This is a genomic window from Costertonia aggregata, assembly GCF_013402795.1.
Taxonomy (GTDB): Bacteria; Bacteroidota; Bacteroidia; order Flavobacteriales; family Flavobacteriaceae; genus Costertonia; species Costertonia aggregata.
This window is the reverse complement of sequence record NZ_CP058595.1, coordinates 1,031,023-1,053,495: the sequence shown is the minus strand read 5'-3', so window position 1 is coordinate 1,053,495 and position 22,473 is coordinate 1,031,023. Positions and strand designations below refer to the sequence as shown.

21 protein-coding genes are annotated in these 22,473 nt (G+C 39.4%); 3 read left to right on the top strand and 18 right to left on the bottom strand.

Annotated features, from left to right (window positions below):
* Positions 1-3 precede the first annotated feature (3 nt).
* The 14 genes from mobB to HYG79_RS04745 form a co-directional block, all read right to left on the bottom strand.
* Positions 4-1,035, bottom strand: coding sequence for a MobB family relaxase (gene mobB, locus HYG79_RS04810; protein ID WP_179241026.1), 1,032 nt, complete (start codon positions 1,033-1,035; stop codon positions 4-6).
* 11 nt (positions 1,036-1,046) lie between these two features.
* Positions 1,047-1,427, bottom strand: coding sequence for a BfmA/BtgA family mobilization protein (locus tag HYG79_RS04805; RefSeq protein ID WP_179241025.1), 381 nt, complete (start codon positions 1,425-1,427; stop codon positions 1,047-1,049).
* Positions 1,428-1,871: 444 nt separating this feature from the next.
* Positions 1,872-2,069: a hypothetical protein gene (locus HYG79_RS04800; protein ID WP_179241024.1), complete on the bottom strand. Its 198-nt coding sequence runs from the start codon at positions 2,067-2,069 to the stop codon at positions 1,872-1,874.
* Positions 2,070-2,080: 11 nt separating this feature from the next.
* Positions 2,081-2,461 carry a DUF6876 family protein gene (locus tag HYG79_RS04795; RefSeq protein WP_179241023.1) on the bottom strand — a complete coding sequence of 127 codons (381 nt, stop codon included), beginning with the start codon at positions 2,459-2,461 and terminating at the stop codon, positions 2,081-2,083.
* 78 nt (positions 2,462-2,539) lie between these two features.
* The gene (locus tag HYG79_RS04790) at positions 2,540-2,884 is read right to left on the bottom strand and encodes a single-stranded DNA-binding protein (protein ID WP_008610918.1); all 345 of its coding nucleotides are present in this window, start codon (positions 2,882-2,884) and stop codon (positions 2,540-2,542) included.
* A 768-nt stretch (positions 2,885-3,652) separates the two neighbouring features.
* Positions 3,653-5,140 (bottom strand): alpha/beta fold hydrolase, encoded by a 1,488-nt coding sequence (locus HYG79_RS04785; protein ID WP_179241022.1) that lies wholly within the window; start codon positions 5,138-5,140, stop codon positions 3,653-3,655.
* Between the two features lie 6 nt (positions 5,141-5,146).
* A complete protein-coding gene (locus HYG79_RS04780; RefSeq protein WP_179241021.1) occupies positions 5,147-5,539 on the bottom strand; it encodes a hypothetical protein in 393 nt (130 codons plus the stop codon).
* 119 nt (positions 5,540-5,658) lie between these two features.
* Positions 5,659-6,789, bottom strand: coding sequence for a helix-turn-helix domain-containing protein (locus HYG79_RS04775; protein ID WP_179241020.1), 1,131 nt, complete (start codon positions 6,787-6,789; stop codon positions 5,659-5,661).
* 412 nt (positions 6,790-7,201) lie between these two features.
* The gene (locus HYG79_RS04770; protein ID WP_179241019.1) at positions 7,202-7,753 is read right to left on the bottom strand and encodes a hypothetical protein; all 552 of its coding nucleotides are present in this window, start codon (positions 7,751-7,753) and stop codon (positions 7,202-7,204) included.
* 4 nt (positions 7,754-7,757) lie between these two features.
* Entirely contained in the window at positions 7,758-7,931 is a 174-nt protein-coding gene (locus tag HYG79_RS04765; protein WP_179241018.1) for a hypothetical protein, read from the bottom strand.
* A 266-nt stretch (positions 7,932-8,197) separates the two neighbouring features.
* Positions 8,198-9,982, bottom strand: a complete 1,785-nt coding sequence (locus tag HYG79_RS04760) for a ParB/RepB/Spo0J family partition protein (RefSeq protein WP_179241017.1) — start codon at positions 9,980-9,982, stop codon at positions 8,198-8,200.
* 431 nt (positions 9,983-10,413) lie between these two features.
* Positions 10,414-11,304: a phytanoyl-CoA dioxygenase family protein gene (locus HYG79_RS04755; protein ID WP_179241016.1), complete on the bottom strand. Its 891-nt coding sequence runs from the start codon at positions 11,302-11,304 to the stop codon at positions 10,414-10,416.
* Positions 11,305-11,515: 211 nt separating this feature from the next.
* Positions 11,516-12,574: a phosphotransferase enzyme family protein gene (locus HYG79_RS04750; protein ID WP_179241015.1), complete on the bottom strand. Its 1,059-nt coding sequence runs from the start codon at positions 12,572-12,574 to the stop codon at positions 11,516-11,518.
* Entirely contained in the window at positions 12,575-13,465 is an 891-nt protein-coding gene (locus tag HYG79_RS04745) for a nucleotidyltransferase family protein (protein WP_179241014.1), read from the bottom strand.
* Between the two features lie 106 nt (positions 13,466-13,571).
* On the opposite strand from HYG79_RS04745, the gene HYG79_RS04740 reads away from it, so the two are divergent.
* Positions 13,572-14,924, top strand: coding sequence for a Gfo/Idh/MocA family protein (locus tag HYG79_RS04740; protein ID WP_179241013.1), 1,353 nt, complete (start codon positions 13,572-13,574; stop codon positions 14,922-14,924).
* A gap of 7 nt (positions 14,925-14,931) precedes the next feature.
* Here the strand turns inward: HYG79_RS04740 and HYG79_RS04735 are convergent, their stop codons facing one another.
* Positions 14,932-15,393 carry an FKBP-type peptidyl-prolyl cis-trans isomerase gene (locus HYG79_RS04735; RefSeq protein WP_179241012.1) on the bottom strand — a complete coding sequence of 154 codons (462 nt, stop codon included), beginning with the start codon at positions 15,391-15,393 and terminating at the stop codon, positions 14,932-14,934.
* A 123-nt stretch (positions 15,394-15,516) separates the two neighbouring features.
* Here HYG79_RS04735 and HYG79_RS04730 point away from each other — a divergent pair, with 123 nt between their 5' ends.
* Complete coding sequence (locus HYG79_RS04730; protein WP_179241011.1) at positions 15,517-16,794, top strand: NAD(P)/FAD-dependent oxidoreductase; 1,278 nt, start codon at positions 15,517-15,519, stop codon at positions 16,792-16,794.
* Between the two features lie 169 nt (positions 16,795-16,963).
* A complete protein-coding gene (locus HYG79_RS04725) occupies positions 16,964-18,121 on the top strand; it encodes a homogentisate 1,2-dioxygenase (RefSeq protein WP_179241010.1) in 1,158 nt (385 codons plus the stop codon).
* A gap of 72 nt (positions 18,122-18,193) precedes the next feature.
* Here the strand turns inward: HYG79_RS04725 and hutG are convergent, their stop codons facing one another.
* Genes hutG through hutI form a run of 3 tightly spaced genes read right to left on the bottom strand, consistent with a single transcriptional unit; the run spans position 18,194 to position 22,471 of the window.
* Positions 18,194-19,156, bottom strand: coding sequence for a formimidoylglutamase (hutG, locus tag HYG79_RS04720; protein WP_179241009.1), 963 nt, complete (start codon positions 19,154-19,156; stop codon positions 18,194-18,196).
* A gap of 3 nt (positions 19,157-19,159) precedes the next feature.
* On the bottom strand, positions 19,160-21,202 hold the full coding sequence (locus HYG79_RS04715) for a urocanate hydratase (RefSeq protein WP_179241008.1): 2,043 nt from the start codon (positions 21,200-21,202) through the stop codon (positions 19,160-19,162).
* A 21-nt stretch (positions 21,203-21,223) separates the two neighbouring features.
* Entirely contained in the window at positions 21,224-22,471 is a 1,248-nt protein-coding gene (gene hutI, locus HYG79_RS04710; RefSeq protein WP_179241007.1) for an imidazolonepropionase, read from the bottom strand.
* Positions 22,472-22,473: the final 2 nt, after the last annotated feature.

Here is a 22,473-nt window from a genome sequence, read left to right as displayed (position 1 = left end):
CTTTTATATTCCTATGGAACTCGATTTAATTGCTATTTCAGCACCACGTCTCAACCGCTTAAGAACTCGAAGTGCAATCTGTGTTTGACTAACTGGAATATTTGGCACTATCGGCAATCCGGTCTTTGCTATCATTTTGAAAGCCAAGGCCTTTTCGTTAGCTGGTAATTTCATCAAGGCAGCGAAATAGAGATTGGGATTTTTTACAAAATCCTTTCGGGCTTTGTAGGTCTCGGCAAAGTTTCGTTTATAGCCAAAAGTCTTATCAAAAGTTTTTTCTGCATTATTAAAGAATTCATCTCGGTCAAATCCTCGTTTTACGGTTTGCCCATTCAACTTCACGTCGGATGCTTTGTATTTGCTTCCTGGCGATAAGCTGAATCTGTTGGACGCATCCTTACGGCTCACGATAATATGGATATGGCTCTGGTTTCCATCTTTTCGCATTCCCTGGACAATGCGTTTTCCGTTTTGATGATGTGGTGCTTGGTATTCCAGTTTGGCGATTTCCTTTTTCATCCTTTTAATATTCCCTTCAGCTCGTCCTTCCTGAACGTTTCGGATTTCGGTTTTGAGCTGAAGAATTTTGGTGGCATACGGTTGGTTCTCTTTTACCTGAAAATCTGTTCCCTTGAAGGTGCGTTGATGCTCTATTTTTGCATAGTACTTTATGTCATCGATATTAACAGGTCTCCCTTTGATTTCCCTATTGAATGAAGCCACATAATCTTTCATCAGTTCACGAGTATATTTTTTTAAATCTTCGCTACTGTTCTGAAGTTTTTGCAATTCATATTTTGAAGGACTCACGGTAATTGAGTAGAATCTTGGTTCGTGTTTTTCCAGTTTTGCGGTATTCCCATCAATTTCCTTAATGACTTCCTCAGCAGAAATCTCATCGCCATATTGATTGAAAAAATGTTCCATATCCTGTTGTTCCAGACCTTGATTTTCTTTCTCTAAATACCCAACAAAATCTGCCGAACTTTTGGAAAAATTACCGCCCATCTTTTGGGGTGTTATTGTGATGTACATCGCTGGAAATTTCAAAGTTGATTGTTCGGGTTATCGCTTTCTCGAAAGCGTACTTCTTTCTTTTCTTCGGCATATTTCTTTTCAACTATCAATGGCTTTTTGTTAGGTTCTTCCATCACAAAAAGGGATTGCAACATTGCGACCGTAGGTTTGGTTTGGGTTTTTTCTACATCACGCATTATGGCGATGACCGCATTGATTCTTTTGAGCAATTTAGCCTCGATAGTACGTCCGGTTGGTCCTAATTTTTCCCTTGGGGAAATTTCGTTATAGAGAAAGAAATCAAGGATGTTTTCCATCGCTTCGGTGTGCGTTTTAAAATGCATTTTGGAAAATTCCTGAAACCGCTTGGCAGTTTTTCGTTTGAACCTGATAGTGATGAATGAATCCATTTCCTTTCGCTTTTTTAAAGATTTGACGTAAATCCATCCCTGTTTACTGGTGTTCCAAGACTATTTGACGCAAATTGTTGGAAATTTTAAATCCTGATTGTTATTAACTAATTAAATATCAATGGATTAAAATGAAAATGGAATATGTAACGCGGCGCAGCCCGTTACCCTCTTGCTATTCCTTTTCGTCACGCGCAAGCGTGACGAAAATCCATACAATCCGGCTAAAAAGCCAATTGCCATTTTCAGGGAAAATGATTTTCCGATATGTTATTTTTCGATGTGTAAGGGTATCGGCGAAAGTCGAAAAGTGGATAACCTTACTTTATTTTAAATGCTGAATTTCAGCGAAATAAAGATAGTAATTTTTTCTTGATGTAGGTTTAATTATACACAAAAACACCTCTGAAATTTTAGAGGTGCTTGATTCATTTTTGCTGAAAACTATATATTGAAAACGTAGGTATAGGAATATAAATTTCTAAGTGCTTCTTCCTCTATCAACGTATCAAAACAGCCATAATTTTCTTTTACGTATTTGCGAATGCTATCCCCAAATTTTCGTTTCACATCTTCTTTGGACGTTTCCAAAAGTCGGTTTTGAGCTTCCTCGCTCAAGTCTGTAAAATTGAGATATACCATAGCGATAGATTTTAATATTCACTTGGTAACATCAGCGTATCATTTACAAAAAACAACCGCAGTTCATCAAGTGGAAAATCGGTAGCACGATAGCCGTGTTTTTTTAAAATGTTATCGTTCCCATCGCTGTAAATTATTTCGGCTTCGTAACCCGAATAATCCTGTCTTTCTTCGGGCAACCTTTTAAAATCGATAGTGATAAATTCGCTTCGGTTCATCAGACTTTTTGCAATTACGGAAGCATCCGTAATAAGCCAAAAACATTCTGCTACTTCCGATAGATATTTCAATCCATCCGTAAAACGAGTTTTTAAAAGCGGAATTTGGTAGAAGAAATCAGTACCGCTAAACGTCTGTAAATTTTCTTTTATTTCGTTAACTTGTGCTTTCATTGTTTTAATTTTTAAGATTTGAATAATGAAAAAAGAGGGCGCATCTTTCGACGGTTACGCCCTCTTTAATCTCTAGGTTTACTTATCGCTCTTACTTCCAAGTAAAAGGATTTCATCGGCTACCACTTCGGTAACATAGCGTTGGTTTCCATCGTCCGTGGTGTAGGTTCGGGTCTTTAGTTTTCCCGTAATCCCAACTTCTTTGCCTTTTTCGACATATTTCTCAACGATTTCAGCGGTCTTGCCCCAAGCCACAACGGTATGCCAGTTGGTGTCTGTTTGCTTTTCGCCTTTACTGTCTTTGTAATACTCGTTCGTGGCGAGTGAGAAGCGGGCTACTTTCTTACCGCTTTCAAGGTTCGTGATGGTTGGCTCTTGTCCAACGTTTCCAATCAACTGTACGTGATTTCTAATAGTACTCATAACTAAATGGTTTTAAATGCCCTTTACAGGCTTGATTAATATTTCCCTTTTCAATTCAGATTAAATTTTAAGGGGTGTTTGTTCTTTTCTTTCGTGCATCGCACAATGGATAGAGTGGGTTTTGTCAAGACTTTTAGGGAATAAATCAGGTGTGTTTGCGACGTAGTGAATCTTGCCTGCTTAAAAGCAGGTATTAGATTTCAAGGAAGTAGATGCCTTATTTTTCACTAAAACTTTGTACAGTCTTGACAAGTTCCATAAGGGCATTAGCAATTCTTTTAAATCCGGTTACGATTTGAGCGTACCGACAGTTAAGCGAAATGAGTGGCTGGGTTTAATCTAGAATTGGTTATGCACTGCCTGTTTTTCGACGACCCGAAAAACAACAAAGGCTTTATCCATTATAAACCCCTTAAAATGTGTAAGACAGCGGTTTGGTTTCTAGGGATTTTCGAGTGAGGGCTCAAGAAGACCGCACCGAAAATCCTGTTAATAAAACCGAAGTGATGGCTTTCCGATGAAAAAAGCGGACTCTTTTCCCAATTTTGGCTCGGGAATGTAGTGTTCCTTCCCAGAGCAGCGGGAAGGGTTAACGGAATGGAAAGCTGAAATTGGGGATTGTGTCCAAGACTAATGTAGTGAAGCTCTTTTCCCGAAATGAAGTGTTTGCCTGCCTTTTGTGGCAGGTAAGCGTGGAATGAAAGGGGAATGTGCTGAGGGGTTTTGACTGAAATTGACCTTGTTGATACAGTTCCTTTTACCAATTATCTATTCTGTTTTGAATATTGGGCTTTCAATTTTAGAGAAACAATCAGGAATCGGTTTTTCGTTGAGATTGTTGAAAAAGTGGTTTGCCGCTACCATAGCGCAATTATTATCCCAATTTGTTGTTGGTGTATGTTTCCAACCTTTAAAAATTAAATGATAACTATTCTTGAAGTTTTTAGACATTGATTCTGCCCATTTCATTGGTGTCTCGTTATCATATTCGCCATTTATAAATAAAACAGGTATATCACTTTTGACTGCTTGATTTTCAATTTCCGGTACTTTTCTAACACCCCATATTTGACAAATCTCATTATCAAAAACGGCAGGCGACAATCCTTTTACTTCTGGATATTTTTTTGTTTCGCTTTCTATTTTTTCCATAGAATTAAATGGGTTTTCTTCTGCGCACCATACAGAAAGGCGCATTCCTAATCCAGAACCACTTCCTGGTTCCTGAAATAAATATTTTAGTTTCTCTTTTACGGAAGTCAAATCATTGACCAATAGTTTGTTAATCTCATATGGAACGTTTGGAACACTTCCAGTTGAAGCAGAAGTGAAAACAGTAATCAAATCTTTGCCTTTCAAATAAAAGGTTTGGGTCTTTCCAGTTTTCGGATTTTCTACTTCAACCACTAACGGATTTTCTGTTCTTTCCTTTAAATATTCGCTAAACCTATTCTTTATGTCCGGATATGCAGTATTACAATTATTATCGCTTTCGCAATCTGAAAACAATGTGTTAATTGATTCTAAAAGATTCTGGATGCTCTCTTCATCATAGTTGACTTCCAATGGAAGTGGTGAGTCCATTACAACACTTCTAATTTTATTTGGATAATCCCGCATTAAGACTTGGGCTATTTTCGTGCTATATGAAATGGTCAGTAGATTATATTCCTCGATTTCCAAAACATTTACCAAGTCATTGATATCAGCAGCAATTTCATTGGTGTTGTAGCCATTTAAATCAATTCCCTCGGCATTTAGCCTTTCCCTGCAATCTTTTGCAGCTTTTTCGAAAAGTGCATCGTGGTTGGCAGCGTTAAAATTGGGTAGATTGGATTTGTAAATCGCTTTTGACCATTCGGGACAATCCAAATGAGGTTGTGCGTAGTAGTTTCCCCGTTGCTCTACGAGGATAAAATCTCTGTCGTCAAGATACTTATAGTAGTTCATATACTGTACGGTGGGCATCGTTGTAGAACCTGGTCCACCCACTGTATAGATGATTGGGTCTTTCTTTGGGTTTTTGCTTCGACTTTTAAAAATATAGACGGGAAGTTTTATCGTTTTTCCATTCGTGTAATTTCTATTTTCAAGAACTTCTAGATACCCAAAAGTATAGTCTTGTCCTTCCGGTATTTTGTGTGTGGTTTTTGTAGAAACTGAAAAAGTCGGAACAAATTCTGTTGCTCTCTTTTGTGTTGATTTGCAACTCATTAAAATAAAAACAAGGGCAATTAAGTATAGATTAGATTTCATATGCTTTTAATAACTTTTTGTTGCTGTCCAAACTGCTAAAAAATTCTTATTTACAGAATGCGTTGTACCGTGCAACATACCATCTTTATAATAGAAACTCGTATTATAAATACCTGAGTTATCACCTGAAACTAAGGCACCATAAATAACACCTAGTTGCGAATTGATTTGCGCATTTCTGATTTTTACACCTTCTCGATAAAATTCGCCTTTGAAAGTGTAGCCTTCAATTTTAGTGATATTCATCATAGCGAAATTTCCATCTGTTTTATCCTGTGGGCTCATATCGATTTTCCATTGACCAACTAATACATTTAAGTCAATATCTGTGGATTGAGCTTTTATATTATCGGGTATTGGCACTAACAAACTAAATAGCAGCACATAAATAATTTTCATTTTTTATAGATTTTTTTATTTAATACAAACCTATACTATTGACACCAAAAAATAGGTTCAAATGGCGAATTGAAACCTATTTGGTGCATTAAAATAGTGTCATTATGAGAGTTGACACCTTATTTTTTACCCTTTAATTCGCTTGGTAAAATGCCGAGTTGCTTTTTAACAGCACGGTTAAAAGAAGACTTTGAATTAAAACCTGCATCCATAGCTATACTGAGTAAAGTATATTTTGAATTATTGGAATTTAGCAAAAGTGATTGCACTTCTTTTACTCTGTATTCATTTACAAAGTCATTAAATCGTTTATTGTAAACCTCACTGAGGCTTTTTGAAATGAGGTACGGTTTAATATTTAACTGCTCTGAAATACTATTGAGTGAAAGCTCTTGGTCTTTAAATAACTTATCGTTTTCCATTGCATTTTCAAGCTTTCTGGAAATGGACTTGAGTCGTTCTAATTCGTCTGGATTCATCATAGTCTTGATGGTAAGCTCAGGGTCGTTTCTTCTGGCAAACCCCTCTAATCCTATCCAGTAAGTCATAACTGCTATACCAACAAAAAAAGGATAATAATAAAACCGTGTGAAGTAAAAATAAGAACCGTTATTTAAAGATTTATAGACAAGTAAGTCAATTAAAAGAACAATTAAAACCAAGGAAAAATAAACCAAAAATGATTTTACGATACGTTTAATCCAAGTCAATTTAGTAGTACTAATGTTAATCTCTTCATTTACTGAATTCAACAGTTTTTGAGATTTGTAGGCGTAAACGATAATTAAAATACTTGCCACTATGTAGATAGTCGAATTGTTCATCCATACTACATAACCATAATAGCCTAACCACGACAAGCTTTCTTTTGTACCGTCCCAATATAAATTCTGAAGTCTCACAAAAACACTACAGCATATTTGAACAACAACAGGAAGAAAATGTATCCAATCTTTCCTTTTAAACTTAAAATTAGTCTGCGTCTGTGCTTTTGTGTAAAAGTAGATAAGCGCACCGTAGACCCAACTTATGTCTATCATTATGTAATACCAACTATCATAATATCCTAAACCAAATAACCGCATTATTTGGATAGAAAGACGATAAGAGAGTAAAAGTAGAATTGTTGCCAATATTCTATTGGCCAACTTATTATATTCAGTCGATTTAATTAGGATAAATCCATAAATCAATCCTTGAATTGAGCCAATAGCGAGTAGAATTATGATTATAATAGTTCCTGTGTCCATAATCCTTGAGATACTGAGTATTCTGTCATTTTGAAGTTACTTTTAAAATTACCAAGTTTAACTGCTTACAATTTGTTATATCTGTAACAAATATAATGTTATCTCATTGCCTCACAGAAATGAAGCCTCCATTTTAGTACAACGCAAAGCAGACTTAATCCACAATTTTGACTCGGGAATGTAGCCCTTCGACTGTGCTCAGGACAGGTTCACCTTCCCAGCGTAGCGGGAAGGGTTAACGGAATGGAAAGCTGAAATTGGGGATTATGTCCAAGATGATTGTAGTGCAACTCTTTTCCCGGAATGAAGAGTAACGGAATGCAGGGAAATGTGCTGAGTGGTATTAGTAAAACTGATTTTGATTTAAAATGAACCATCCAAAAAGTATAATTCAATTTGAATTTAGGAAAATCTAATCTTTAAAAAAGAGTTTTTGTTCATTTTTGTAATCTTTAATAGCCATCAACCTAGTATCTTTCAACCTTACCTTCAACGCTTTTCGTCTTTGGTCATAAATCCATCGTCTCAGGTTATCCAAAAGACCTTTTTCGTAATCAGAAAGTTCCTTTGGTGCAATATCTGAAACAACTTTCAATTGCTCTTTACTTTTGAATTGTTTAGCATATTGCAATCCCAGCCAAGTGTAGATATTCACCCATTCCATAGGCAATGGCGCTTCGAATGTCCTTGGCATCATATACACCAGGGCTTCGGTATGGGATGCCATTTCTTCCATTTGTAAATTAGTAAGAAGTCGGGAAAGTTTAACGTTTTTCATCATATCCTCAGGGATGCTATCCTTCCAAGCAGACTCATAAACGATAATTGGACTGGTCATAAAATCCATAAGGTCGAAAACGAAATCTTTGTTTTTCGTTTTGCTGGATTTCTGCGCCTTTGCTTTTTCTGGTAATGGTGGGCAATCAAACCCAAAATCGAGCTGTGATGTTGTGTAGTTTTCCATTTTCTCAGGTTTTAGGTGAAACATTATTTAGTAACATCGCATAGTGCTGAGGATACTTGTCGCGATAGTACGTCAGATGGCTTTCGCCACCTTCAATGCAATAGTTGCTCTTGCTTGCTTGGTAGTGCTCTTCTGCTTCCTGAACGGAAATCTCTGGGTTTTTGGATACGTCTTCCATAATGCTGAAATTTTAGTTAAACAATATTTGAGCAGCACCCAAACGGAAGTTAAAATCACAGCTCAAAAGGAAACGGAATAAATGAGCGAGGGAAGAAGAAGTGGCTTTATGCCGTAGTCTTTTGATGGGTGTATTTTACGAGTTTACCTTTGCGCTAACTATTGATTGATTATTATTTTCCCGCTGAACACCCTTTTCCTATTGAAGGATTATCTAAAAAAAGAAGAGCCAGCACGAATGCTGACCCTTCCTTCGAACAACAAAAGCTAATCGTTGAGTTCCTGAATTTTCTTTTCAAGAATTGCGATACGCTCTTTCAAACGTGCTTCACGCTTGTTTCTTTTCTCAGCATAGTTCTTCTCAATGTCTGCAATTTTGGATTTGTAATATCCTTGCATCGAATTGTAGAATGAAATGTTCGTCAGGTTATTCACGTGATTGCTCTCGCCAAAATGCACTTGCTTGGTGAGCATATATCGAATTAATTTATGAAAGATTTCCTTTTTAAATTTCTTCTTGAAATTCTCGACCATTTCAACTTTGGTCATTTTGGACGTGTCGCCCAAGAACTTTGAGAAATACTTTTGTTGGCTCATATAATCCACATTATTTTCAAAGAGCGATATCGAGAATGCCACCATTTCGTCTGTTGAAAGTGTCTTCTTCGTATCGATGTATTTGGTCTCACGAATCATCTGCACCACTTCCTCAAACTGCCTATTGTTTTCAATATGCTTTTTGCGGATTTCACGTTCATTGATTTTGATGATTTGTTCTTCAGGTGTACAATCCGCCATTTTCCTATTGGCCAATGGTGCTGAATACTCAGTTGATTTATCTTTTGATTTCTCAATCACCTTGACAAACACTTCCTTGTTTTGGTAAGTCTCAGGATGAAAAACGATACCATCCGCAAATCCATTTTCTTTGGCTGAATTATATGCTTCCAATTCTTTATTATAGTCCTCTATCGCTTCCTTAAGTTCGCCATTCAGTTCGTCCTCGGAATAATCGTAATGTTGGTACTCTTTCTTAATGGCCTCAATTGTCGGCTTAATCGGATTTTCGATGATTTCGACATCATCAAGTAGATAGACCTTCAAGCCATTATTTTCCAACTGTGAAATAATGAGCTGATTGTTTTCGTCGTCTGCCCAATACTGTCGTATTTCAGGAATCAGTAGTACATTCTCTTTCTTGGATTTTTCAATTAGATTCAGGAAGGACTTGCTTTTCTTCGTTTCAAAACAAGCTGATTTTGTACAGACCATTTTACCCTCACCGAACAGATTGCCTTGATTGGCCGCATTGAACGGACATTCTACACAAGACCCGGCTTTCGGCACCAACTTCTTATCGCTTACATCAAAAGATGCCTTTTCCAAGTCGTAGGTCTGGTCTTTAATCATCCTGTTGACTTGATGGGCATTGAAATCATCGCCCATCGTTTCCAACATCATTAACTGTTCTTCCGGTGCAAAGAGTGCAACACCAACACCCAGCGAAATCGTCATTTCACCATTGCGAACAAAGTGCTTAAAGCCATCTATTAGACCTGCCAATTTTAATCTTTGTCGAATGAAGTTGTCCGTTCTGCCCAGTCGTTTTGCAATTTCAGTCGGTGCATACCTCTCGCTCAGGTAAGCTATTGATTCAGCTTCCTCAGTAGGCTCAACATCCTGTCGTTGCAGGTTTTCGATAATCTGAACTTCCAAAATTTCATTGTTCTCATAATCTCTGACAATGCACGGAATGGTTGTTTTATTCGCCATTTTGCTTGCGCGAAATCTTCTTTCGCCCATCACGATGATGAAATCCTTTCCAGATTTCCGTACCGTTATCGGTTGAAGTACACCGTGCCATTTGATACTTTCGGAAAGTTGTTCCAAATGTTTTTCGTCAAAGGTCTTTCGAGGCTGTTCTGGGTCAGCCTTAATTTTGCCGATGGGAAGGTTCTGAATTTCCAGCTTTACCGGATTTCCGTTTAATTTAGAAGTGACAGCAGTCTTCGCTCTACTTCTTCTCTTTGTGGTACTTGCTTTTGTTGTCATAATACTCAAATTTTAGATTAAACAATATTTAAGCAGGAACCAAACGGAAGATAAAATCTTGGCTCAAAAGGAAACGGAATAAATAAGTATGGGATGAAGCGTTGGCTTTATGCCGTAGTCTTTTGATGGAAGTATTTTACGAGTTTAAATTGCGGGTATATTGTATGATAAATAAACTCCCTTATTATTTAAATTAATTCATACCAAATGGTATCAATTGAAAAGAATTTTTATATTTGCACAGACGAAAACAAGTTGAGCTATCAATCATTAGCAAATAGGTCACAAATCGTCAACATAAATGAAGATATTTGGCGCAAACGCCACAGCGACTGGGCTCGCTAAGCAAGGTTCGAGTCCCGTCCAGACCGCGAAAGCTCTCAATTAATTGAGAGTTTTTTTTGTTTTCGGTCAAGTTTGAACAAATAGTTTTAAACTGTTGATCCAGCCTTGTACAATAAGGGGAAAAACTTACCTTCCATTTTTCTGCCTTTGGCAATTTTGGGTACACCCGCCAAAAGTTCGTCATCGGTATTACTCAAGGTGCCATCGGCAAATACATTGAGGACAAACGCCCTACGACTTCTTTCAGAATTATTTTCATAGGAACCGTGTACCAATAGGGGATGGTGAAAAGTAGCGTGTCCTTTCTTTAGTTCAATGGGAACAGGTTTAAAACCTTCTTTTTGCTCATCGGTCAAATACTCCAATAAACTGTCCATATTTCCCGCTAGGGCGGGCGCTTCCAATAATCCCCACGTATGGCTTTTGGGTATATAGTGAAGACAACCGTTTTCGGTAGTGGCATCGTCCAGACCGGTCCAGCATGTAAGATGCTGCATGGCTATGGTGCGGGTCCAATAGGAATAGTCTTGATGCCAGGCCACAACGCCCCCATGATGGGCCGGTTTGTAAAAGAGTTGGTCATGCCAAAAACGAACGGATTTTTCCCCTAATAACTGATGGGCGGCCATCACAAAAGCCGGATTCCATAAAACATCATGAAATCCTTTTGTAATTCGCCAATGGCCCAAAGAGTGAAAAAGTCTTGATTTGGAATCCTTGGATTCATTGCTGTGAAACTCATAAAACAAATGGTGTCCAGGGTGATTGGGGTTTACTATTTCTTCAAGCTCTTCTCTTAATGCTTGAATTTGTTCGTCATTCAATAATCGAATACCCGATACGTAACCATATTCACGAAAATGGGCGACTTGTTCCTCGCTCAGTTTATATTCCTCCCATTCTTCGGAGGAAGTGGGCCATTTAAAAAGTTGGGAAATTAGCTTATGCTCATTGGCCAAATCTAGAGTGTTCATCATATTAAAAGTCTTAGTAAGTACTACTTAAATATAATGATAATCTGTGTAGGGGAACTCAAGTTCAATAATTATTCCTAGCAAAAAACCAATACTTTAAACAAGAATCGAGAGAACATGTATTGTAACCTGCTCATTGGATGCTTTTCAACATCATCTTTTGCGAAAACTATTTTGATTTAAGCGTCAGAAGGACTTTTTAGCTAAAATCTGATTATATAAATGTTCTGGTAATAGTGGCCTTCATATACTTCGTATTTGCAATGGCTTTCTTGGTAAAGTCAAAAAGGCTTAAAGCCCTATCCAGATTTTGATTGTCATAGCTGACTTTATAATATATATTTTCGTTTAAATAATCGGTAAGTGCACGTAGGCCATGTAAAAAAGGCATCACGATAACGCCGAAAGGCATTGAGGCTATCTCATTTTTCGTAAGAAATGAAGCATTTTCAGAAAGTCCCTTTAAAAAAGCCTCGAACAGCGCTGTTTCAAAAATAATTTTGCTATGATCTGTTTCATCCTCGGGTGCGGTATTGACAATGGTGCGAACCGCATCCCCAAAATCATAGTAAAAACATCCTTTCATCAACGTATCCAAATCTATCAAGCAAAGTGCCGTATCATCCACTTTTGAAAAAAGAATATTGTTTAATTTGGTGTCGTTATGGCATATCCGCAAGGGTTGTTCTTCGGTTTTGGCCAACCCAATATACTCAAACGTTTCATTTACAAATGCAATAGCGGTTTTGGCCGTTTGTAATTTTCGTTTTTTTGCCCCTAAAATCGATTTTTTAAACTGTTCTTCCCGAAACTCTAGGTCGTGAAAATGGGGAATGGTGTCCACATATTTTTCCATATCCACTTTGGCCAATAGCGAATGAAATTTCCCAATGATTTTACCTGCTTCGAAGGCAACATCTACCCTGCTCGTAGTATTGTAAGTAACACTCTGTTCTATATAGCTCGTCAACCGCCAAAAACCATTCTGGAAATGATAGCTTTTTTTATCAAGGGTCGGTATAAGTTCCAATGCTTTATAATCCTGATCTTTTAAATGAACAAGGGCATTTTGCATATTGCTCATCATGCCTTCAATATCGTTAAATACAGAGTTGTTTATTTTTTGAAGTATGTACAAGGTTTTATCGCCTTCCAAAACAAAAAAAGTATCGTTTATCAAACCATTGGTAATGGGCTTAAAACGATACTTTTTTTTCGGAACGGAAAAAAAATTCAAAACGGATTGTAACCGTTCCACATTGAACTGATTCATTTATTGGTTTTGCCACAAAGGGGATATATATTGGCCTTCATTGGTTTTTTGCTGTAAGCTCTTCACCGCCATTTCACGATCACTGGCATAAGTTACCCCAAACCAATTGTCTTTGGAAGGGAGGACCTTTACCTTTGCCTTGCCTTCTTGCAATAGGTTTTGTATGGTCTTGGGGATATAAAGTTCACTGGTTTTTATCATATGTTCGTCTTGCAAAAACGCTCTGAACTCTTTTTCTATAACTTCAAAAATAGAGGGGCGACATATCCAGAAATTCATACTGGCCAGTTCGTTCCCTGTATATTCCATTCCAGAGTCGGCATCGACTACCTTTTCGCCTTCCTGGGCCAATTTTAAGCGCTCATCAACTGATATTAAGTTGTCGCCATTGGTCTTACAGACACCTCTAGATACCGATCCGTGTTCAGAAAGTGTGTCTTTTAAGGTATATCCCACAAGGGCGTAATGGTCTTCTTGCGGGTATTCTTTAATGAACGTGGCGGCGTTTGCGTAAGCGGATTGCCCGTAAAAATCATCGGCATTGATGACACAAAAAGGTTGGTCTATGACATTCCTTGCGGTCCAAACGGCATGGGCGGTACCCCAAGGTTTAGGCCGCTCGCCTGTGAAAGTTGCCCCGGTGGGCAAATCAGCGATTTCCTGTGCCAGCACATCCAATTGTACGTTTTCAGTTAATCTTTTGGAAAGATGTTCCTTCAAAAAAGCAACATTGTCTTTTTTGGTAATGACCACAATATGGTCAAAACCATTTTTAATGGCATCGTACATGGCAAATTCCATCAAAAATTCTCCTTTGGGGCCTAAATCATCAAATTGTTTTAGTTTTCCGTATCGGCTACCGCTACCAGCGGCCATTAAAAGTAGTGTCATGTTTTATGTTGATTGTGAGCCACAAAAATAACGGTTTAGTTTAAAAAACGGGACAGCCAGCGTTTTAAAAGTGCCAAAATGAATATCTTACTTAAAATTTCATCAAATGAATTCTAGAAGAAAATTTATCAAAGAAACCTCAGCCATGGGAGCTGGATTGTTTTTGGCGCCAAGTTTCACTAATGGAATGTTCGGTACCAACGAAAAATTGAAAGTAGGGCTAATCGGTGTCGGGCTACGGGGTACGAATCATTTGAACAACCTTTTATTACGTAAGGATGTTACTATCACTGCCATATGTGATATTGATGCGGCTAGAATAAAAATCGCATCCGATTTAATAGATAAGGCCGGCGGTAAATCCGTTAAGATATTTGGAAAAAACGAGTATGATTACCGAAACTTACTGGAACTGAAAGAAGTCGATGCCGTTATTATATCCACCCCTTGGCTATGGCATACTCGAATGGCCGTAGATGCCATGAAAGCAGGGAAATATACTGGTGTTGAAGTTTCGGCATCCAACACATTGGAAGAATGTTGGGATTTGGTCAACACCCACGAAGAGACCGGCACCCATATGATGATTTTGGAAAACGTGAATTACCGTAGAGATATTTTGGCTGTTTTGAACATGGTAGAACAAAACGTTTTTGGCGAGTTGGTGCATTTTAGATGTGGTTATCAACATGATTTGAGGTTCGTAAAGTTCAATGATGGTAAAACAGCGTATGGCAAGGGAGCGGAGTTTGGGGAAAAGGGAATCTCGGAATCCAAATGGCGAACCGAACATTCCGTAAAACGAAATGCGGATGTTTACCCTACCCATGGGTTAGGCCCCGTGGCGGTTATGGCCAATGTCAATAGGGGAAATCGTTTTGTTTCGATGACCTCTCATGCCACAAAAGCCATTGGTCTGCACAACTATATTGTAGATGTCGGTGGGGAAAACCATCCCAACGCCAAAATAAAGTTCAAGCAAGGTGATGTCATTACTTCTACCATTAACACGGCATATGGCGAAACTATCATTATCACACATGACTGTAATTTGCCCAGACCTTATTCCCTTGGTTTTAGGGTACAAGGGGCAAAAGGATTATGGGAGGTAGACGGAAACCGAATCTATATCGAAGGAGAATCAGAACAGCATACATGGGACAAGGCCGATGAATGGTTACAAAAATATGACCATCCCCTCTGGAAAAAGTATGGGGAATATGCTCTGGATGCAGGACATGGCGGGATGGATTTTTTCGTAATCAATTCCTTTGTGGAGTCGGCCAAGGCTAATGTCGCCCCACCTATGGATGTCTACGATGCGGCAGCTTGGAGTGCTGTTACACCCTTATCCGAAGCTTCCATCGCTAATAACGGGGAGCCGCAGGACTTCCCTGATTTTACGAGAGGGCTTTGGATGAAAAGAAAACCGTACGATTGGTTAAAGGAAAACTACTGAGGCCATATTAATTTACCGAAATCAGGATGACCTCAAAAATAAGGACCGAACCGGCGGGTATGCCCCTAAAGTCCCTATTGCCATACCCCAAACGCGAGGGTACTAAAAGGGTTCCGCTGCCACCTTCCCCAAATAACTGTATACCTTCCGTCCACCCGGGAATTACCTGTTGCAAATCAAAGGAAACACCGTTGGCATCACTTTCATCAAAAACGGTACCATCGGTAAAAAAACCTCTGTAGCTTACGGTAACGTTTGAGTTGCTATTGGGCCGTTCACCCGAGCCAGGCTCATCTATCACATAATAGAGACCTGTAGCACTTCTCTGGGCGTTTAAATTATTGTCTTGAATGTAATCTTGTATTTCCTGTTCGTTTTGTTCGGTAAAATCTACCAAACTATCTGTCTCGCTGTCGGTGGAACACGATAGGGCTATAACAAAAATTAGGGCGAAGATTATTTTTTTCATCAGGGGATTCTTTTAGGGGTCAAATATAAAACAAACCGAACAAACCACTTTTGGGAGGTGTTATACGCCTAAAAACACCATCTTTTTTGGCGTCATAATCCGTAATTTTGTAAAAAATAAAGAATGCATCTACCCAAAACGGATAAAAAGCGAATAGTTATCATAGGAGGCGGATTCGGTGGAATTTCCCTTGCAAAAAAGTTGAGGGGTCTAGATGCCCAAATCGTACTGGTAGATAAGCACAACTATCACACGTTTCAACCTTTGTTATATCAGGTTTCCACGAGTGGGCTAGAACCCGATTCCATTGCCTATCCTATTCGTAAAGTACTCAAAAACCTTGATAATTTTCATTTTAGATGGGCCACGGTAAAAGAAATAGATCCGGTAAAACAAGAAATCCATACCGATATTGGCCAGCTTACATATGACTACTTGGTTTTGGCCACCGGTACCAAAACCAATTTTTTTGGTAATACGGATATTGAAAAATATGCGATGCCTATGAAAAGCGTGCCGCAGGCCTTAAACATAAGAAGTTTAATGCTCCAAAATTTTGAGGATGCTGACAATTGTGATGATTTGGAAGAACGTAAGGCATTGCTCAATTTTAGCATTGTGGGCGGTGGCCCCACTGGAGTTGAGCTGGCAGGGGCCTTTGCAGAGTTAAAACGAAATGTGTTTCCTAAAGATTATAAACATCTAAATATAGATGAGATGCAAATTCATTTGTTCGAGGGGAGTGATCGAATTTTGCCTCCAATGAGCGAACATGCTTCTAAAAAAGCTACCCGGTTCTTACAAGAATTGGGGGTGAAAATTCATTTGAATACCATGGTCAGTACGTATGACGGTGAACGGCTCACTTTAAAAGACAACACTACCATAAGAACCAAAAACTTTATATGGGCCGCAGGGGTTACGGGAGCGATTGTAGAAGGATTTGAAAATTCCGTTTTGAAAGACAGATTAAATAGGTACAAGGTAAATAAGTACAATCAGGTAGAAGGTTATGAATCTATCTTTGCCATTGGCGATATTGCCTACATGCAGACCGATGAATTTCCTGATGGCCACCCGCAAGTGGCGCAACCGGCCATTCAACAAGGGGAACTGTTGGCCCAAAACCTGAAACGATCGTTCAAGGGCGAGACCATGAGACCCTTTGTATATTATGACAAAGGTTCATTGGCGACCATTGGCCGTAACAAGGCCGTGGCTGATATCAAAAAACTACGTTTTGGAGGGTTCTTTGCATGGTTTGTTTGGATGTTCGTGCATTTAATGGCACTGGTAGGGTTTCGGAACAAGGTGGTGGTTTTCTTTAATTGGGCCTATAATTATATAAACTATGATAAGGCCGCTCGATTGATCGTTAGACCTTTTACGCCCAAAACTTAGTTTTCGCAATTTCGGGAATACTTAAAAAAACCTTTCCTATATTTGCATCGTTGTGTTGTGACCCAAAACCTTTTTAAGGTTAGGGCCAATGAAAGGCTTTCCAAGTTGGAAGGCTTTTTTTATGTCTTGTTTTATCGTAATTTTAATGAATATTATTTAAAGAAAATCTATGCCGTTATATCATAAACTTGGTAAAATTCCACAAAAGAGACACACTCAGTTCAAAAAAGCCGATGGCACTCTACACTACGAACAGCTTTTTGGTACGATAGGTTTTGACGGGATGTCTTCCCTAATGTATCATTTGCATAGACCAACGCAGGTCAAGGAAGTAGGCAAAACAGAGGATGTTTCGCCAAAGGCAGCGGTTGAGTACAACATAAAATCCAGATTGTTGAAAGGGTTACAGATAAAACCGGAGAATGATTATCTGAGCAGTAGAAAGACCATTTTGTTCAATACCGATGTTCATGTTGGGTTAGCCGCACCAAAACAATCCATGACCGATTATTTTTATAAAAATACCGATGCCGACGAGCTTATTTTCATTCATGAGGGTTCTGGGGTCTTAAAGACCTTGTTGGGCGAGATTCCTTTTGAATACGGGGATTATATATTGATTCCACGAGGTATGATTTACCAAATACATTTTGATGCCGAAGACAACCGATTGTTGATAGCCGAGAGCTATCATCCCATTTATACTCCTAAAAGGTATCGAAACTGGTTCGGTCAGCATTTGGAACATTCCCCTTTCTGCGAGCGCGATTTTAAATTACCTCAGAATTTGCAAACACATGATGAGAAAGGTGAGTTTGTGATGAAGGTCAAAAAACAAGGGCAATTGCACCATATGGTATATGCCACACATCCTTTTGATGTGGTAGGTTGGGATGGGTACAATTTCCCCTATGCTTTCTCCATTCATAATTTTGAGCCTATTACAGGTAGGGTGCATCAACCGCCACCGGTACACCAAACTTTTGAGACCGGAGCTTTTGTGGTGTGTTCTTTTTGCCCACGTTTGTACGATTATCATCCCCAGGCGATTCCCGCGCCTTACAATCATTCCAATATAGATTCCGATGAGGTTCTGTATTATGTAGACGGTGATTTCATGAGCCGTAAGGGTATTGATAAAGGATATATTTCCTTACATCCTGCAGGTATACCGCATGGGCCGCATCCGGGAACCTACGAAGCCAGTATCGGTAAAAAAGGTACCGAAGAGTTAGCCGTTATGATAGATACATTTAAACCGTTACAGTTGACCCAGACCGCTATGGATATTGATGATGGGAAGTATTACCAATCTTGGTTGGAGTAGTGGTTAGGGATATATTGGTTGTATCGAACATATGATTTCCAAAATAGATGCGTAATCAAATTAGAGATAAAATCAATGCAATTCGTTATGAATAATATAATGAACCAATGAAGCAGCTAGTTTAGCTGTTCGGTTATCAATGTCATATTTGGGGTTGAGTTCGGCGATATCCAAACCTATCATTTTTTTAGAGTCGATAATGAGTCTGAGACATTCCAAAACAATGTCAGGGGAAAACCCCATTGGGGATGCTGCACTAACACCGGGCGCATAGGCCGATGAGAAGCCATCCATATCAATGGTCGTATAAATACAATCCACATCTTCGATAAACTGCATTACTCTAAGTCGTACATGTTCTAGGTTATATAAATTAAAATGATGGCGTTCCAAATATTGAACATTCAGCTGCTCCGCAGTTTTAAAGAGATTTTGGTCATTGGCATCTTTTCGTATGCCCAAACACAAATATCTAAAAGGGATTGTATCGGCTCTACAGTCTTGTGCGATTTGGTAAAAGGGCGTACCCGAATTGTTGCCATTTGCATTGGAACGTAAATCAAAATGGGCATCAAAATTAACGATACCTATAGTTTTCTTGGTCGAGACGTATTTTTTGATACCATTATAATGGCCATAAGCCATATCATGTCCGCCACCAAATACTAACGGGACCATATCGTGTGCCAATAAATGATATATTGTCTCGGAGAGCATGTTTTGTGCATCTTCCATAGCACCATCGGTACAGATTATTGTGCCGACATCAAGAAATTTAGAATCCTTATCTAAATGATTGGGTAGTTTCGCCAATTGTTCCCTGATGACTTTCGGACCCTCTTTAGCTCCGACCCTACCTTGGTTTCTTTTTACACCTTCATCACAGGCATAGCCCAAAATGGCATATCCCTTTTCAAAATTGTCTTTTTTAACAGCATCAAGACCAATACACGCTACTTTTTCATGAAGATATAGTTGGCTGCCAGACTTTCGTCCCGTCCAGATTTTGGTGTTTGTTTTTTGATATATTGCCATTATTTATTTGAACAAATCATTCAATACCCCATCTTCTACCAGATTAGGTAGGGTGACTTTGAGTTGGGGCGTTCGTTGCATCTCTCTTTTGATGGCGAATATGGCTTCCTCATTTCTTGCCCAACTTCTTCTTGAAATACCGTTGTTCACATCATAAAACAACATGTTCTTTAATCGGTTAGAAGCTTCTTTTGAACCATCCAGTACCATCCCGAACCCACCGTTTATCACTTCGCCCCAACCAACACCGCCGCCATTATGGATAGATACCCAGGTAGCCCCGCGAAAACTGCCGCCTATGACATTATGAATGGCCATATCGGCCGTAAATTTACTGCCGTCATAAATATTGCTGGTTTCCCGAAAAGGGGAATCTGTACCGCTGACGTCATGATGGTCCCTTCCCAATACGACCGGAGCGGATATGTCACCAGATTGTATGGCTTTATTGAAAGCCTCGGCAATTTTGGCCCTTCCTTCGGCATCGGCATATAAAATTCTGGCCTGGGAACCCACTACTAATTTATTTTGCTCGGCTTCCTCAATCCATTTGATATTGTCTTGCATTTGTTGTTGAATTTCTTTCGGAGCATCACCCTTTATCTTTTGCATGATTTTTAGGGCAATAGCATCGGTTTTTCGTAAATCATCCGGATTTCCGGATGTGCACACCCAACGAAAAGGCCCAAAACCATAATCAAAACACATAGGCCCTAAAATATCCTGTACATATGATGGGTAGGCCCAACTTGGATTCTCTTTTCCTGAGTACGAAGAGGTTACAAATTCCCCTTTTTCATTTTTATATACTGCTGCCCCTGCTCTTGAGGCTTCCAGTAAAAATGCGTTTCCGTAATCAAAAAAGTAGGTGCCGTTTACAGTGTGTTTATTGATAGCTGTTACATGCCTGCGTAGCGATTGTTGCACCTCTTTTTTGAAGGCGTCAGGGTCTTCTCTCATCAAGGTATTGCATTCGTCATATGAAAGTCCTATGGGGTAATAACCGCCCGCCCAAGGATTATGCAATGAGGTTTGGTCAGAACCTAAATGAACGAATATTTTTTCATCATAAAACGTCTCCCATACTTGTATGATGTTCCCGATAAAGGCCAAGGACACTACTTCTTTCATCTCGATAGCTTTTTTGGTTCTCTGTACTAGCTGGCCAATGTCATCAATCAATTCGTCTACCCAACCTTGATCGTATCTTTTTTTTGCCGCTGACGGATTTACCTCTGCACAAATTGTAATACAACCTGCTATATTGCCGGCTTTCGGTTGGGCGCCGCTCATACCGCCCAGCCCGGCTGTCAAGAAAACTTTACCTGCTGGATACCCATCTTTTTTCAACACTTTTCTGAACGCGTTCATGACTGTTATGGCCGTCCCGTGTACGATGCCCTGAGGGCCAATGTACATGTAAGATCCAGCCGTCATTTGCCCATACTGGGTTACGCCCAAGGCATTGTATTTTTCCCAATCGTCAGGTTGGGAATAGTTGGGAATCATCATGCCATTTGTTACCACTACCCTTGGGGCTTCTTTGGAAGAGGGGAAAAGTCCCATGGGATGGCCGGAGTAGATATGCAACGTCTGATCTACCGTCATAGTCGCCAAATAGCGCATGGTTAAAACATACTGCGCCCAATTTTGAAAAACGGCACCATTACCACCGTACGTAATTAACTCTTCAGGATGTTGTGCTACGGCCGGATCCAAATTGTTTTGAATCATTAGCATAATAGCCGCTGCCTGACCTGTTTTAGCGGGATATTCCTCTATAGGCCTGGCATATACATCATAATTGGGCATAAACCGATACATATATATACGCCCGAATTCGTTTAACTCTTCCGCAAACTCATGGGAGAGTTCTTTGTGCCAATCTTTGGGGAAATAGCGCAATGCATTTTTAATGGCCAGTTTTTTTTCATCCAAAGACAAAATCTCTTTACGGTTTGGGGCATGGCTTACCTTAAGGGAGCGTTGTTTTTTTTTTGGAAGTACAGTTGGTATTCCTGCGAGTATTTCAGATTTAAAATCCATTTTTATTTTTTAACAACTGCTTTATTTATGTTTGTCATATACCAATTCCCCTTTTTTCCATACCATACAAGGTTTTAAGTTACCTTGATTGTATAGGATTTCTTGATAATTATCGGTATGAAAAATACTTAGGTCCGCCAAGTACCCTTTTTCCAATCTTCCCCTGTCATATAATCCTAGAGCAGCGGCGGCCCTAAATGTAATACCTGCCATAACCTCTGCGTTCGAGAGCTTTTCAAAAACACCTAAAATTGATGCCTGCGTTAGTAAATCGCCCATAGGAGCTGAACCGGGATTATGGTCGCTAGCTATTGCCAAGGCTCCGCCGGCATCCAACAATTTTCGGGCGGGGGCAAAGGCACAACCCAATCCTATTGTTGCACCGGGCAATGCCATGGCGATAACATCGCTTTTTGCCAACCGTTGAATTTCCAGTTCTGTACTGGCCTCCAAATGGTCGGCACTTATAGCCTTAAAATCAACGGCTACCTTGCTGCCCTTAGTTGAAAACTGGTCTGCATGTACTGTAATATCAAAGCCCATTGCCCTTGCTTTTTGAAAATAGGGCATTATTTGTAATGCGGAAAATGCACTTTCTTCTATGAACGCATCAATACGATTGGTAAGTTGCTGTTCTTTTAATAAAGGAAAAAGCACCGTACTAATTTCTTCCAGGTATTCTTCCGCGGTTCCTGGATAATCCTTTGGTAACATATGGGCCGCTAGGCAGGTTGGGATTAAATCTGGACCAACGAGCTCATTGGTTTCCTTAATGGCATGTAACATTTTGAGTTCTTCATCTACCGATAACCCATAGCCACTTTTTACCTCAATCGTAGTTACTCCGTTTTTTAAGTGACGTTTGGCAAGCTTTGCAGTATTTTTAACAAGCTCGGCCTTACTGGCTTTTCTGGTTTGTGTTACGGTATCCCAAATGCCACCGCCTGATTTTGCAATTTCCAGATAGGTTTTTCCTGAATTTCGCAAGGCATAATCATTGGCGCGTGTGCCTCCAAAACAAATATGTGTGTGCGAATCAATACATCCGGGGATGCAGGTATGGTTTCCTTGTAGTGGGTGAGTTTCAGCTTCACTGTAATTGGTGCGTAAGGTTTCAAAAGTTCCGATGGCCTCAATTTTTCCTTCGCTGACGAGAACACCTCCATCTGGAATGATTGCTAGGGCATCATCGGCAATAGCACCTTTGAGCGATAGTCCGGTCATGGGGACCAACTGTTTAAAGGGGCCAATAAGTCTTTTCTTATCCATTA

Excerpts from the sequence above, each read along its gene's own strand:
- mobB (WP_179241026.1), bottom strand. The coding sequence starts at position 1,035 with ATGTACATCACAATAACACCCCAAAAGATGGGCGGTAATTTTTCCAAA.
- HYG79_RS04805 (WP_179241025.1), bottom strand. The coding sequence starts at position 1,427 with ATGGATTCATTCATCACTATCAGGTTCAAACGAAAAACTGCCAAGCGG.
- HYG79_RS04800 (WP_179241024.1), bottom strand. The coding sequence starts at position 2,069 with ATGGTATATCTCAATTTTACAGACTTGAGCGAGGAAGCTCAAAACCGA.
- HYG79_RS04795 (WP_179241023.1), bottom strand. The coding sequence starts at position 2,461 with ATGAAAGCACAAGTTAACGAAATAAAAGAAAATTTACAGACGTTTAGC.
- HYG79_RS04790 (WP_008610918.1), bottom strand. The coding sequence starts at position 2,884 with ATGAGTACTATTAGAAATCACGTACAGTTGATTGGAAACGTTGGACAA.
- HYG79_RS04785 (WP_179241022.1), bottom strand. The coding sequence starts at position 5,140 with ATGAAATCTAATCTATACTTAATTGCCCTTGTTTTTATTTTAATGAGT.
- HYG79_RS04780 (WP_179241021.1), bottom strand. The coding sequence starts at position 5,539 with ATGAAAATTATTTATGTGCTGCTATTTAGTTTGTTAGTGCCAATACCC.
- HYG79_RS04775 (WP_179241020.1), bottom strand. The coding sequence starts at position 6,789 with ATGGACACAGGAACTATTATAATCATAATTCTACTCGCTATTGGCTCA.
- HYG79_RS04770 (WP_179241019.1), bottom strand. The coding sequence starts at position 7,753 with ATGGAAAACTACACAACATCACAGCTCGATTTTGGGTTTGATTGCCCA.
- HYG79_RS04765 (WP_179241018.1), bottom strand. The coding sequence starts at position 7,931 with ATGGAAGACGTATCCAAAAACCCAGAGATTTCCGTTCAGGAAGCAGAA.
- HYG79_RS04760 (WP_179241017.1), bottom strand. The coding sequence starts at position 9,982 with ATGACAACAAAAGCAAGTACCACAAAGAGAAGAAGTAGAGCGAAGACT.
- HYG79_RS04755 (WP_179241016.1), bottom strand. The coding sequence starts at position 11,304 with ATGATGAACACTCTAGATTTGGCCAATGAGCATAAGCTAATTTCCCAA.
- HYG79_RS04750 (WP_179241015.1), bottom strand. The coding sequence starts at position 12,574 with ATGAATCAGTTCAATGTGGAACGGTTACAATCCGTTTTGAATTTTTTT.
- HYG79_RS04745 (WP_179241014.1), bottom strand. The coding sequence starts at position 13,465 with ATGACACTACTTTTAATGGCCGCTGGTAGCGGTAGCCGATACGGAAAA.
- HYG79_RS04740 (WP_179241013.1), top strand. The coding sequence starts at position 13,572 with ATGAATTCTAGAAGAAAATTTATCAAAGAAACCTCAGCCATGGGAGCT.
- HYG79_RS04735 (WP_179241012.1), bottom strand. The coding sequence starts at position 15,393 with ATGAAAAAAATAATCTTCGCCCTAATTTTTGTTATAGCCCTATCGTGT.
- HYG79_RS04730 (WP_179241011.1), top strand. The coding sequence starts at position 15,517 with ATGCATCTACCCAAAACGGATAAAAAGCGAATAGTTATCATAGGAGGC.
- HYG79_RS04725 (WP_179241010.1), top strand. The coding sequence starts at position 16,964 with ATGCCGTTATATCATAAACTTGGTAAAATTCCACAAAAGAGACACACT.
- hutG (WP_179241009.1), bottom strand. The coding sequence starts at position 19,156 with ATGGCAATATATCAAAAAACAAACACCAAAATCTGGACGGGACGAAAG.
- HYG79_RS04715 (WP_179241008.1), bottom strand. The coding sequence starts at position 21,202 with ATGGATTTTAAATCTGAAATACTCGCAGGAATACCAACTGTACTTCCA.
- hutI (WP_179241007.1), bottom strand. The coding sequence starts at position 22,471 with ATGGATAAGAAAAGACTTATTGGCCCCTTTAAACAGTTGGTCCCCATG.